This is a genomic window from Microcoleus sp. PH2017_08_TRC_O_A, from assembly GCF_020738665.1.
In the GTDB taxonomy this organism is placed as follows: domain Bacteria; phylum Cyanobacteriota; class Cyanobacteriia; order Cyanobacteriales; family Microcoleaceae; genus Microcoleus.
Genome location: NZ_JAEQCE010000099.1, coordinates 1 through 13,387, shown reverse-complemented (window position 1 = coordinate 13,387; position 13,387 = coordinate 1). Strand labels below are relative to the sequence as shown.

The 13,387-nt window shown below is 46.4% G+C and carries 12 protein-coding genes and 1 pseudogene; 8 read left to right on the top strand and 5 right to left on the bottom strand.

The window, feature by feature from the left end; genetic code table 11:
• Positions 1–264 precede the first annotated feature (264 nt).
• The 7 genes from JGK22_RS27320 (at position 265) to JGK22_RS27290 (ending at position 6,885) form a co-directional block, all read left to right on the top strand.
• Positions 265–765 (top strand): peptidoglycan-binding protein, encoded by a 501-nt coding sequence (locus JGK22_RS27320; protein WP_293182851.1) that lies wholly within the window; start codon positions 265–267, stop codon positions 763–765.
• A gap of 312 nt (positions 766–1,077) precedes the next feature.
• Positions 1,078–1,503 carry a photosystem I reaction center subunit II PsaD gene (locus JGK22_RS27315; protein ID WP_293182871.1) on the top strand — a complete coding sequence of 142 codons (426 nt, stop codon included), beginning with the start codon at positions 1,078–1,080 and terminating at the stop codon, positions 1,501–1,503.
• Positions 1,504–1,807: 304 nt separating this feature from the next.
• Complete coding sequence (locus JGK22_RS27310; RefSeq protein ID WP_293191324.1) at positions 1,808–2,671, top strand: GNAT family N-acetyltransferase; 864 nt, start codon at positions 1,808–1,810, stop codon at positions 2,669–2,671.
• A gap of 155 nt (positions 2,672–2,826) precedes the next feature.
• Positions 2,827–4,374, top strand: a complete 1,548-nt coding sequence (gene trpE / locus JGK22_RS27305) for an anthranilate synthase component I (RefSeq protein WP_293206539.1) — start codon at positions 2,827–2,829, stop codon at positions 4,372–4,374.
• A gap of 267 nt (positions 4,375–4,641) precedes the next feature.
• Positions 4,642–5,526 carry a PhzF family phenazine biosynthesis protein gene (locus JGK22_RS27300; protein ID WP_293182857.1) on the top strand — a complete coding sequence of 295 codons (885 nt, stop codon included), beginning with the start codon at positions 4,642–4,644 and terminating at the stop codon, positions 5,524–5,526.
• A gap of 179 nt (positions 5,527–5,705) precedes the next feature.
• A complete protein-coding gene (locus JGK22_RS27295) occupies positions 5,706–6,272 on the top strand; it encodes a Uma2 family endonuclease (RefSeq protein WP_293197313.1) in 567 nt (188 codons plus the stop codon).
• A 115-nt stretch (positions 6,273–6,387) separates the two neighbouring features.
• Positions 6,388–6,885 (top strand): hypothetical protein, encoded by a 498-nt coding sequence (locus JGK22_RS27290; RefSeq protein ID WP_293182861.1) that lies wholly within the window; start codon positions 6,388–6,390, stop codon positions 6,883–6,885.
• Here the strand turns inward: JGK22_RS27290 and JGK22_RS27285 are convergent.
• From JGK22_RS27285 to JGK22_RS27275, 3 genes are all read right to left on the bottom strand, one after another.
• Positions 6,882–7,718, bottom strand: coding sequence for a hypothetical protein (locus JGK22_RS27285; protein ID WP_293191320.1), 837 nt, complete (start codon positions 7,716–7,718; stop codon positions 6,882–6,884). The genes JGK22_RS27290 and JGK22_RS27285 overlap by 4 nt on opposite strands.
• 256 nt (positions 7,719–7,974) lie before the next feature.
• Complete coding sequence (locus tag JGK22_RS27280) at positions 7,975–9,291, bottom strand: homoserine dehydrogenase (protein ID WP_293191318.1); 1,317 nt, start codon at positions 9,289–9,291, stop codon at positions 7,975–7,977.
• Positions 9,292–9,567: 276 nt separating this feature from the next.
• Entirely contained in the window at positions 9,568–9,768 is a 201-nt protein-coding gene (locus JGK22_RS27275) for a hypothetical protein (protein WP_293191316.1), read from the bottom strand.
• A 251-nt stretch (positions 9,769–10,019) separates the two neighbouring features.
• Here JGK22_RS27275 and JGK22_RS27270 point away from each other — a divergent pair, with 251 nt between their 5' ends.
• A complete protein-coding gene (locus JGK22_RS27270) occupies positions 10,020–10,166 on the top strand; it encodes a DUF4277 domain-containing protein (protein ID WP_325314938.1) in 147 nt (48 codons plus the stop codon).
• Between the two features lie 415 nt (positions 10,167–10,581).
• Here the strand turns inward: JGK22_RS27270 and JGK22_RS27265 are convergent, their stop codons facing one another.
• Positions 10,582–11,013 carry a CAAD domain-containing protein gene (locus JGK22_RS27265; protein ID WP_293182875.1) on the bottom strand — a complete coding sequence of 144 codons (432 nt, stop codon included), beginning with the start codon at positions 11,011–11,013 and terminating at the stop codon, positions 10,582–10,584.
• A 486-nt stretch (positions 11,014–11,499) separates the two neighbouring features.
• Positions 11,500–12,933, bottom strand: a pseudogene (gene gltX, locus JGK22_RS27260) (glutamate--tRNA ligase); the annotation flags it as partial.
• Between the last annotated feature and the right edge of the window lie 454 nt (positions 12,934–13,387).

Genomic DNA, 13,387 nt, shown 5'->3' with positions numbered 1-13,387 from the left:
GAAAGTATCAAAGCAGATTCAGGACGTGCTTGCGTCTTAAACCCGGCTTTTAGGCAAAATAAAGGGTTGGGCGGCAGAGCACTACCGGGATATTGGGAGCGTTAAGTCGGAAGGGCCACAAGTCTGGAGAGGGCTTGCAGTCGATCGAATCTGTTGAGACACGGGCGGGCGTCAGTGTTGATTCGTGAAAAGTTGAGGATGCCCATATTTCGCCCGGAAAAACTTTTTTGCGATCGGAATACTCAAACCTAGAGGAAAATCAATATGTCATTTACAACCAAGATGAAATCTACCCAACAAGCTATTACTAAGCCACAACTGCAATTAGGTTCTCAAGGTCAAGCGGTATTGGAACTCGAACAAATGTTAACCAAGTTGCGGGTTTACCGGCAGCCTGTAAAAGGAATTTTTAACTCATCAGTTGAATTTGCTGTGAAACTGTTTCAGTATCGGGTTTTCTTGTCGCCGGACGGCATTGTCGGGCCGCTGACTTGGCAGGCCCTTTATACTGAAGCTCCTGTGAATATGCCGGTACTTAAATTCGGCAGTTCTGGGGAAGCAGTCACTACTGTTCAAGAAGTTCTGACCATTTCCCAGCACTATCGGGGCTCTATTGACGGTCAATTTGCCACTTTGACTGATCGGGCTGTTAGCGCATTTCAAAAAAGCTTTGGGATCGAGGCCGACGGGATTGTCAACCAAGAAACTTGGACTGCTTTGAGTCAAATTCCGCGCGGCTATGACCCTAATTGGTTCTTGACTTAGGGTTAGGTGCTGCTCGGTAATATATGGGCAGATTTGTGCGATCGCGTGTGAGGAATTGGGCAATGTGCGATGCTTTGGGTGCCCGACCAGTACCCGAAGCATTACATTTTTTTGAGATATTTTTTCGGGATTTGTGCAGAGAGAGTTCTGTTTTATAACTTTGGTAAAAATTACAAATTATCAATTATTAATTACTAATTCCTAATTATCAGAAAAGATCGATCGCCCAAAAACTGTTAACTTTCCTTACAATTTCGATAACAGGGTACAGTGGCGATGATAGGATGCCGTAAAAATCCTTTGGATATATCTATGGCAGAAGAACTGACTGGACAACCCCCCATCTTCGGCGGCAGCACCGGCGGCTTGCTGACCAAGGCGCTAGTTGAAGAGAAGTATGCTATCACTTGGACTAGCCCCAAGGAACAAGTGTTTGAAATGCCTACAGGTGGCGCTGCGATTATGCGTCAAGGCGACAACTTGCTGTATCTGCCCCGGAAGGAGCAGTGTATCGCTTTGGGCGGCCAGCAACTGCGGGCGAAATTCAAAATCTCGAACTACAAAATCTACCGCGTTTTTCCTGACGGTTCTACTGAGTACCTGCATCCCAAGGATGGCGTGTTCCCTGAGAAGGTGAACGAAGGTCGTGTTGCTAATGGTAGTGTCCCTCGCAATATTGGCAGCAATCCCAATCCGATCAAGGTGAAGTTCACAGGTAAGAAGACCTACGATCCTTAAGCGATCGATCTATTGCTGAGCAAAACATAAGTAATATTGCTTATTTGGGACTCAGTTAAGACTGATCCCCCTAGCCCCCCTGATAGTCGGTGGGGACATGAGCATTCTCTTTCGTCTCCTTCTTAAAAGGGGGGACAAGAGCATTCTCTTTCCTCCCCCGACTATCCGGGGGATTGAGGGGGATCTGGCCTCGGAGAAAAGCGAGATTTATCAAGGGTTTTAGGGTTAAGTTGACAGGAATGGGCAGCGCCCAGCTTCTACTGCAAATATCAAATCTAATTAATAGTTAATCCTTAAATTAAAAATGAATGTCGCAATCAGGCGATCGCAGATTTCTGATATCGATGTTTGCGCTCGCATTAATTATGAAGCTTTTAAAGATATTTCCGATCGCCACTGCTTCCCTCACACAGATTTTCTAACGGTAGAGTTGGCGGCCGAAATTACTCGGTTTTGGATCGAAAGTCCGTCATATTTTGGCGTTGTAGCCGAGAATGACGGTGCGGTTGTCGGCTGCGGTTTTATGGATGAACGCAACCCGATTCGCGGTATTGGGCCAGTCAGTGTCGATCGGGCTTTTCAAGGCCGCGGCGCAGGGCGACAAATCATGAAAGCCTTGCTGGAACGGGGACAGGATGCTGTAGGCATCCGTTTGGTGCAAGAATCTTTCAACATGGCCTCGCTGTCGCTGTACGCTTCTCTGGGTTTTGAGGTGAAGGAACCTTTCGTGTTAATGGAGGGGAAGTTTCGCAGCGTGCCGCAGTATGGGTTTGAGGTGCGGCCGATGGCTGGCGAGAATGTGGGCGAATGCGCGGCTTTGTGCGAAAAAGTCTGTGGGTGCGATCGAACTTCCGAGATTGAATACGCCCTAAATAATTATTGTCCGTTAGTTGCGTACCAGCAAGGTCGGATTGTGGCTTATACTTGTGCGATATCTGCTTTGGGTCACAGCGTCGCCGAAACCGAGGCAGATATGCAGGTTTTGCTCTTGGGGGCTGCTGCGTACAGTTCCGAAGATGTGCTAGCTTTTCACTTGCCGCTGAGGTATGGAAGTCTGTTTCGCTGGTGTTTGCAACAAGGGCTGCGCGCCGTCAAGCCGATGGCGGTGATGGCTGTTGGCGAGTACCAATCGCCGGAGGGCTGTTGGTTTCCGTCTTTTGTTTATTGATTGTAATTAAAGTTAGTATAGCAACCGCCATTCAAGGTATTGACATAAAGCACCTCATGAAGAGACCCCTGAGATCCCCAAGCGATCGCTCTCCAATTTGATTCCTGTCAACTGTCAACTGTCAACTGTCAACTGTCAACTGTCAACTGCTATATATGATATTTCCCGATTTCTCACAATTTTCGGAACTGGCGAAACAAGGCAATTTTGTACCCGTATATCAAGAATGGGTGGCTGATTTGGATACGCCTGTGTCTGCGTGGTATCGGGTTTGCGCCGGTCAACCTTACAGTTTTCTGCTGGAGTCGGTGGAAGGTGGGGAAAAACTCGGGCGTTATAGTTTGTTAGGGTGCGATCCGCTGTGGATTTTGGAGGCTAGGGGCGATCGCACAACTCAAGTTTACCGCGACGGTTCCGAAAAAGTATTTACGGGCGATCCGTTTGAGGCTTTAACCGAGTGTTTGCAGCCTTACAAACCAGTGAAATTGCCGCAGTTACCGCCGGGAATTGGCGGGTTGTTCGGTTTTTGGGGTTACGAGTTAATTAAGTGGATTGAACCGCGAGTTCCAGTGCATCCGGCGGGCGAGAATGATTTGCCGGATGGGTTGTGGATGCAGGTTGATAATTTGCTGATTTTCGACCAGGTGAAACGGAAAATTTGGGCCGTCGCCTATGCGGATTTGCGCGAGACAGGCGTTGATTTGGCCGAGGCCTATGGGGCAGCGTGCGATCGGGTTTCTCAGTTAGTTGATAAACTGAAATCGCCACTTTCACAACAATCTACTCTCCTAGAATGGACTCCGCCGAGTTACGGGCAAGATGCAAGTTCCACAACTGAAAATACAGAATTAGCTTACAGCAGCAATACCACCCGCGACAAGTATTGTGAAAATGTATTGAAAGCCAAGGATTATATCAAAGCGGGAGATATTTTTCAGGTAGTGATTTCGCAGCGGCTGGAAGCAGAATACACGGGCGATCCTTTTGCACTTTACCGCTCTTTGCGCCTGATCAATCCTTCTCCGTACATGGCTTATTTTAATTTTGGAGATTGGCAGATTATCGGTTCCAGTCCAGAAGTGATGGTGAAGGCAGAAAATACTGTTGACGGCAAAAGGATTGCAACTTTGCGGCCGATTGCCGGTACGCGCCGCCGGGGTCAAACTCCTCAACAAGACGATGCTTTGGCTGCTGAATTACTGCAAGATCCGAAGGAAATTGCGGAACACGTGATGTTAGTTGATTTGGGCAGAAACGATTTAGGCAGAGTTTGCCGCAGCGGTACTGTAAAAGTTGACGAATTAATGAAAATTGAGCGTTATTCTCATGTGATGCACATTGTGAGCAATGTAATCGGAGAATTGGCTGAAGATAAGACAGCTTGGGATTTGTTGAAAGCTGGTTTTCCTGCTGGTACGGTTAGCGGTGCTCCGAAGATTCGGGCGATGGAAATTGTGCACGAGTTGGAAGGTTGCCGTCGCGGCCCGTATTCTGGGGTTTACGGGTTTTATGATTTTGAGGGACAGTTGAATAGTGCGATTACAATTCGCACTATGGTTGTTCAATCGCAGGGCGGTGACAAACATTCGGTTTCTGTGCAAGCCGGTGCTGGTTTGGTGGCCGATTCTAACCCGGATATGGAGTATGAAGAAACTCTCAATAAAGCCCGGGGTATGTTGCAGGCTATTCGCTGTTTGAAGTAGCGAGTCTGGGTCAAAAATCTTGTCGATGTCGATAAGAGTCGGCGATTGAAATCGCGTCTACACAAACAATGTCCGCCTCCGCGGACAAAGAGAAGATAACGTAATTTTAACCGTCTGGTATTCAACCCGCGGAGGCGGGTTTTGTCTGTATAGACGCGATTTCAATCGCCCGGTCTTCTAATCTTAAAAGAGGGAAAGCGGAGGCGGGTTTTGTCTGTATAGACGCGATTTCAATCGCCCGGTCTTCTAATCTTAAAGGAGGGAAATATGAATTTTTATATCGTTGACGTGTTTGCCGAGTCAAAATATGCTGGCAATCAGCTAGCTGTCTTTTGCGGCGCGGGAGTTGCGGAACTCTCAGAGGCCGAAATGCTGCTGATAGCGAAGGAAATCAATTATTCGGAAACTACGTTTATTCCATCAAACCAGCCGGAAAACGGCGGCTATGACGTGCGTATCTTCACGCCCAAGAAGGAATTACCGTTTGCCGGTCATCCGACGCTGGGGACGGCGTTTGTGCTACAACAACAGATAATTGGCCAAAAGGTCGATCGAGTAATTCTCAATTTAGCCGTGGGTCAAATTCCTGTCACCTTTAATTATCGCAACGAATCCGCAGATATTTTGTGGATGCGACAAAACCCACCAACATTCGGTCAAGTTTTGCCAACCGAAACTCTCGCCAGCGTCCTAAATTTACAACCCGATGAGATTGAGACAAACTTCCCAATTCAAGAAGTTTCTACCGGAGTACCGTTTATAATTGTCCCGTTAAAAACCCTCGCAGCCGTCAAAAAAGCTCAAGTCAACTTAGATAAATATTTTGAATTAATTAATACCACAGAAGCCAAAGAAATTTTGATATTCTGCCCAGAAACTTACAGCGACATTAATGATTTAAACGTCCGAGTTTTCGCCCATTCCTTAGGAATCCCCGAAGATCCGGCGACGGGCAGTGCCAATGGCTGTTTGGCTGGATATTTGGTAGAATATACTTATTGCGGGGAATCAAAGATTGATGTGAGAGTCGAACAGGGTTATGAAATTGGTAGACCTTCGTTGCTGTTGTTGAAAGCTCAAAAAAATCAGGAAGAAATAGAAGTTTTGGTGGGAGGTAAAGTGGTGATGGTGGCGAAAGGAGAATTTGTTTAAAACATTCAAATATAGCTTCCTATATAGGTTCGTAGTGAGGACTTTAGTCCTTATTTGTTGCGGACTAAAGTCCTCACTACAAACCTATTTTATTATAAACCCGCCCCGGTCTTCACTCTAGAAAACTTAATATTCCGCTCAAATTGTGAGATAGTACACATATAGAAGGATTGACTCACATGATGGTAAGTTCACTCATCGAATCCAGGGAAATTCAAGTTATTGAATCTCCCAGAATTTCCCTAGAAGAATGGATGGAAAACCCGCCTGACAGCACAGAATGGATCGATGGAGAATTAGTAGAAAAAAACGGCATGACAGCAAAAACTGGTCGGATTCAATCTCGGCTATCCCGCTACTGGGGAAATTACGCAATTTCCAGCGGACAAGGTGGAGAAGTTTACACAGAAACAGGTTGCCGTACAGTAGGGAGAGGTCGCTGTCCTGATGTTTCCTACTTGACACCAGAATTAGTCGCCCAATTTAATGATTTTACCATACTTCCTCAAAGTTTTCCGTTGATTGCTGAAATTATTTCTCCTACTGATAAAGCGGAAGAAGTATTTGCCAAAACCAATGAATACCTGCAATCGGGCTGTCAAGAAATATGGCTGGTACTTCCTGAGAGTCAGTGGATTGTTGTTGTCACTCAACAGCAGAGACTTTTATTTACCATAGGTGAAGTCGTCAGCACTCAAATAGTTTTGCCAGGTTTTAGTATTGCCGTCGATGAGTTGCTAGCGTAAAAAATGGGTTCAATTTAATTATTCCTAATCAAAATGGGTTAATATGAGGTAGCTCATATTCATTGCTCTGCGTTACTGGCATAGTGAAAGCATCATCTTTCTGAGAGACTTTCCAATGCTATCAACATTTTCGCGCACTTTAAATTTATCCTCTGATGCTTCCGAAGCCCTGCTTGCACTTCCATTAACCAGCTTGCTGGATTCACCGGAATTCAATCAACTCTTGGGAAGTCTGGATACTGCTTTGCTTAAAGAAAGTTTGCCTACTGCTGGGGCTATATTATCCCAAAAACTCCCAGCTTTTTATGATTGGTTGCAAACTGAATTAGGAATTAAAAATGTCCCAGATAGTCCAGATCATGCTACAAAATGGGTAGTCGGTTTTCTGAAGAATCAAGAGAGTTTAACTGATTTAGTTGAGATGCACAAATCGATTCCAAGACTTGCATTAGATCGATCGATTCCTCGGTTAGTTAGCGCCTTTGATGGGGTTCAACCCACCGCCGTCAAGGAAGAGTGGGAAAAAGCGATCGCAGCGCTTTGTCTGGTACTCGCCGTCGCAGCGCGGGAAAATCAGTCACCGGGCGCATCGAAGGCTTTGGTAGGGGTTTAGGTGAAGCGGCTTTTTCGGAAAATTTGCAGTTGCGCGCGATCGATCTCAACGACTACCGGCTTTTTCTTGTTGAGGACGATCGCATTATGCCGATTTAACAACAGCAACTGAGCCAACATTACCACCAGGACTCGCCTTTTGCGAAACTTGCCTTCAAAACGGGCCATTCGGACGATCGCCTCTTCGATTTTATACCACCAGTTTTTCCCTTTCTGGGAAATCACAAAAATCGTTCCCGGTATGTAATCGCCTCCATTTGCCCAGAAAGCATACCTTTCGCCTAAAGTAAAGTAGTGAAAAACATTGTTAGCGGTGCAAGTTTCAGCTAACTTTTCCGCAACGCCCAAAGAATTAAACGTTACAGTCGATCGAATATAATCCGGGTATTTTGCTACAATTTGCTGAGCAACTTTGCCGCCCAAACTTTCTCCGATGACATCCGCCGGATTTCCGCTGCGAAATTGCTGTTTAAGCCAATCTATAGCGCCTACAGTTTCCGCCGCTTTTAACTGGCGTTGTACTTTGGCCATAAATACATCGGGTGTATCTTCCAAAACGCGATCGAAAGGATACCACGAACCGTATCCGCGAATCACGAGCACGGGCGGATTATTCCCAGAAACCGGAAGGCGACTTTCAGCATAAAAACCAGTGCGCGAGTCTTCAAACACTTTTTCTATGGTATAATTTCCATCAACAACTTGCCCCTCTGCGTGCCGAACATAAATTGACGGATTGCTGGGATCCTCAGTATCGTGGAGTTGGGGTTTGGCAAACTTTTCGTAGAGGGAATCTAGCAAGTGCCTTCCTGTAGGGCGATCGACAAAATCCAATTTTATTGATCCATACTAAATTAAAAACAATCTAAAAAAGGTTCGTAGTGAGGACTTTAGTCCTCAGGAAAAGAATGACTAAAGTCCTCACTACTAATACCAATTTAATGTGAAGTTGCACATATCTCGATCCCCCTAAATCCCCCTTAAGAAGGGGGACTTTGATCGGAATCTTGTCCCCCCCTTATTAAGGGGGGCTAGGGGGGATCGGATTCTATGCAACCTCATAAAAAATTGGTATAACCTTGTGCAATTCTTACAAAACTCGCAACGTGCTCGCAATACTATCGACTGCTTCCATCGCGCGAATTTCATCGAGTGCTTGTTGGAAATTACCTTCCCGAACATCGTGAGTCACGACAACAATTTCTGCTAAATCGCCGTGAATTCCCGTCTGCACAATGGACTCCAAACTAACTTGGTGGTTGCCGAAACAAGTGCCAAGTTTGCCAATTACCCCCGGAGTATCCCGCGTCAGAAAACGCGCGTAAAAGCGAGTCACAAGTTCCTGCATTTCTGCTATTTTGCAGTAGTGTTGGTGAGTGCAACTCAGCAAAGGATGGGGAATCGGCACAGTTTCGGTTTTCAGGATAGCAGCCACATTCAAAATGTCGGATACTACCGCGCTGGCTGTGGGCCCAGCCCCCGCACCGCGCCCGTAGAGCATCAATTGCCCGATCGCATCTCCTTCAACTAAAATTGCATTGTAAACGCCGTTCACACTAGCCAGCGGATGAGCTTTCGGCACAAAAGTAGGATGCACCCGAATCGAGAGGAGTTCCCCTTCTGCATCCCCATTATGTTCGGAAATTTTGCTAGTTTCTTGAGCAATAGCCAGCAATTTGATCGTAAATCCCAGCTTGTCGGCGTAGTCAATATCAGCCGCGCTAACTTGCCTGATACCTTCGCAGTGAATATCTGCTAAATTGATGCGTCCGCCAAAAGCTAACGAAGCTAAAATAGCAATTTTATCAGCAGCATCCCATCCATCCACATCTGCTGTAGGGTCAGCTTCAGCATAACCTAATTGCTGAGCGTCCGCGAGGACTTCGGCAAAGTCTGCACCTTCTGTCTGCATCCGCGTCAGGATGTAATTAGTTGTGCCGTTAACGATGCCGGTGACACTTTTGATGCGGTTTGCACCTAAAGATTGTTTGAGGGTTTGAATGACCGGAATGCCGCCGCCCACCGCAGCTTCTAGCATTACATAAACGCCTTTTGCATTAGCAGCGTCGAAGATTTCATTACCGTAGCGGGCGATAACTGCTTTGTTGGCGGTGACTACGTGCTTCCCGTTGTCGATCGCTTTCAGAATGAGCGATCGCGCCGGTTCCAATCCGCCAATCAGTTCTACTACAATATCAATTTCCGGGTCAGTCGCGATCGCCTCTAGGTCAGTTGTCAGCACATTTTCTGGCAATTGTAAAGACCGAGTTCGAGAAATATCGCGCACTCCCACCCGATAGATTTCCAATTCCTGCAACAGCGGATGGCGCCCATCTGGGGAGAGCAAAATCTCTGCTGTTCCCGCGCCAACCGTACCCAAACCTAGCAAACCAATTTTGAAAGCCACGACTTTGACCCGTAGAAAATCACTTAATCTACAATCATTGTATGATAACCAGGCATTCATAGAATACCCACAGGCTCGACTTCTTTAAAAAATCAGACTCTATATCAGATCGCGTCCAATCAATCATTCCTAATAAAAACGGTTCGTAGTGAGGAATTTAGTCCTTTAATTATGAGGACTAAAGTCCTCACTACGAACCAATATGATTGTGATTGCTATCTTCAGAAAAGAGCTGACCAATTAATCCAGACGTTACATCAGACTTTGCATTGCAATTTAAAGTGCTGTATCCAGGTCTACCTCCAATTCTCGAAGCCACTGTTTCAATCTTTCTACGTGCTGCCTTTCTGCATTAACTTGCTGTTCTAGTTGCTGATTTTGCTGTTCGAGTTGCTGTAGATGTGCTTCTTCTGCTCGAATTAAATCTTCTACTATAGCAATCTTTGCAGGAGTCGTAATTTTTTTACCCCACCCCAACCCTCAGAGCGAGTTCGGGGAGGGAGTAAGAAATTTACAAATGATTTAGGATTGCTATAGACCAATACGGTTTACTTAAGATGCTACTTCGAGAGGAACGAAGCAATCTCCGTATCTATTTTTCATAGGTTTTACCCCCAGGGCGGTCTTAAGTAAACGGTATTGTGCTATGGACGAGATGGAATTAGTAGAAGAATTCAACTTTCATAGTAGGAATAAGAACCCAAGAACTTCTGAACCCAGGACAAGTCATGAAAGCAATGATTTTGAATAAATTAGGATTTTTAAGTGCACCATTATACATATTCGATAAATTTTTAGTAGGAAAAGCAACATCACATCTAATCGGAAAGAGAATATTGCCCGAACATCTAAGGAATGAAAATTTAATAACCTAGGCGACTATCCCCCCTTCGTCCTTACTGGAACAAAAATCGGGAAGCAAAGTTGCTTAAGTTATTCAGTTTTCATGCCCCAAACAGCGACGCACCAGACAATTCATAACGGGGATGAATAACCAGAATTTGGTATGAAACGATAGTTAAGCAAACAAGACAAACAGTTGTTTTGTTTACGAGTCTGCTCGCTATGGCTGGTGCGTCGCTGTCAGATTTTGGGTTTGTATTGAGGGATTTTTCTTTCTTCGACGCACCCTACGGCTATCTTCTACCTTCTACCTTCTACCTTCTACCTTCTACCTTCCATCCGTTACACAATCCGTTGCCGAACTTCCTTCATTAAAAAACCCGACACTGACAACATATTTAAACTTGTCAGTATCGGGTACAAAATCAACAAATTACCAACAAAAATTTAGGACTTTTTGCCAAAAACTTGTTCTTTCAAAGCTTGAATTTCTTGACCTAATTGTTGGCGGTTGGAAGAGCGGAGCAAATAGCGGTAGATAAACCAGGCGCTGTATCCGATACCAATTAGCTCGAATGTGGGTGCTAGCAGGGGGATGTCGTTGAGTTCGTCTACAATGCCCAAAAGCACTTTCAAAGAAACAATCGAGGCTAATATGACACCGACAACTGTCAAGGGACTTTTGTACTGCTCGTAAAAGCTGCCGATGTAAGCAGGAAACTCCGACAAAATTGAAATAATTTGTTCTTTGATCTGCTGTGTCTGATTTGGTTCTTCGGTAATGATGACTTTTGTGCTACCGCTCGAACTGTCTGCTTCATTTTCAGCAGGAATTTCGGTGATGATAACGGTTGTTTCTGGTTCGTTTGATGAAGTCATTTCTCCACTCGCAATAGTTTTTTGCTGATTGGCGGCAGGTATTTCAACTGCTGCTGCGGCTGTTTCAACTGCCGAAATATCGACTGCTGAAACCTCCGTTCCGACTGTTGAAACAGCCGGTGTTTCGACTGCTGTAACTTCCGCTGCTGGTTCAAGAGTCGGCGTTTCGACTGCTGTAACTTCCGCTGCTGGTTCAAGAGTCGGCGTTTCGACTGCTGTAACTTCCGCTGCTGGTTCCAGAGTCGGTGTTTCGACTGCTGTAACCTCTGCTGCTGGTTCTACCAAAGGCGTTTCGACTGTTTCAAGAGTCGGTGTTTCGACTGCTGTAACCTCTGCTGCTGATAGCTCAACCACCTGTGTTTCGACTGTTGAAACCTCGACTGCTGGCTGTTCCCGCTCGGAAATTTCGGCGGGAGTTTCGGCTTTGGGTTGTTCTAGGCTAGGAGTTTCGGCCGCAACACCAACTGCCGGCAAATTCAAGTTGCTAATGGCATCAAGCAAGCGGGTTTTAGCCGTCCCCCGCTGGTGAAGGATTACCCAAGATTCTATCAGGTCGGGGCCGTGCATTGCACCTGTCAGAGCGGCTCTGAGCGATCGCATAATCAGCCCTTTGTTAAGATTTTTCTCTTTACTGAGCTTTTTAGTGATTTTCTGAGCTTCTGCTGCTATTAGGGTGGGATGACTTTCCAGAGCTTCTTGAACTGCTTGTAAAGCCTGTGCAGCGCCTGATTGCTGCAACTGTGCGAGTGCTTCTTCTTCGTATTCCAAAGTTGGCAAGAAGAACAACTTGCACATACCGACAGCATCGGTTAAGCGAACGAGACTCGGGCCGATTAAAGCAGCTATTTGTTCGAGCCAAGGGCGATCGGCCTTAGAATCAAACTCATAACCGGCTTTCTGCCAATAAGGTATCAGCAAATCTGTCAATTGCGGCACAGGCATCTTGTGCAGGTATTGACCGTTAAGCCAATTGAGTTTATCCCAATCAAATTTTGCACCGGCTTTGTTGACTCGATCGAATGTAAAGACTGCCGCAGCTTCGGACAATGTAAATATTTCTTGCGTAGAATCCGGCGCAGTCCAACCCAGCAAAGTCATGTAATTGACTAAAGCTTCGGGGATATAACCCATATCTTTGAAGTCAGAAATCGAGGTAACGCCGTCGCGTTTAGAAAGTTTTTGCCCTTGCGCGTTTAAAATCAGCGGTGTGTGGGCAAATTCTGGGATTGTCGCGCCCAAAGCTTCGTAAAGCAATATTTGTTTCGGAGTATTCCCGATGTGATCTTCGCCGCGGATGACGTGGGTGATGGCCATGTCGATGTCGTCGGCGACTACGGCGAGGTTGTAGAGGGGCTGGCCGATGAGGCCGCCGCTGGATGCGCGGGCGATTACCATGTCGCCGCCGAGGTCGCTACCTTTCCAGGTTACGGTGTCGCGCACCATGTCGTTCCACGCGATCGTGCGATCGTCCTCAATGATAAACCGAATCACAGCTTGCCGCCCTTCTGCTTCAAAAGCTGCGCGCTGTTCCTCCGTCAGGTGGCGGTGGCGGTTGTCGTAGCGGGGGGCCTGTTTGTTGGCTTTTTGTGCTTCCCGCATCTCGTCAAGTTCTGCTGACGTGGTGTAGCAGCGGTAAGCGAGTCCTTTGTCGAGAAGGGTTTGGACTGTTTGGCGGTAGATTTCCAGACGCTGGGACTGAAAACTCGGGCCTTCGTCCCAGTTCATACCCAGCCAGGTGAGTCCTTCGAGGATGTTGTCGGTGTATTCGCTTTTAGAACGTTCTACGTCTGTGTCTTCTACCCGCAGGATGAATGTTCCGCCTTGGTTGCGGGCAAACAGCCAGTTAAATACGGCGGTTCTGGCGGTACCGATGTGGAGGTTTCCGGTGGGACTGGGGGCTAGACGGACTCTGACGTTCATTTATCTTTTTGCTTTTAGATTGGGGGCAATTTACTGGTTGGGGGATTTGCTGTGGCTGTGACTACAAATTTTATTATATTTTGTTGCCGCCTTAAAAATTGTGTTTGCCAGTTGGTTTGCCTGGAATTGCTCGATAAATAGGCTAATTAGCGATCGGGCGAAAGTCTCGGGCTTTTTGAGCAGACGGCATCTTGACGATATTAGCATTGTCGGCGCCCAAGACTGGATTGACCTTTGGGCCTATTTTTTAAAGCAGGAATAACTGCGGCAGGGATGCGGTCGGCGCGATCGATAATTATTAATTCTTTTGACACTCCCCACCGATGAATCGGGGGGATTCTTCTCTCAAAGGCACTTAGGAATGAAAATTTAATAACTTACACTTTGATGATTGTTGTGGGATGGGCGTCCCGCCCGTCCTTTCTGCACGGGCTCTCCCGCCCATCCCACAAAT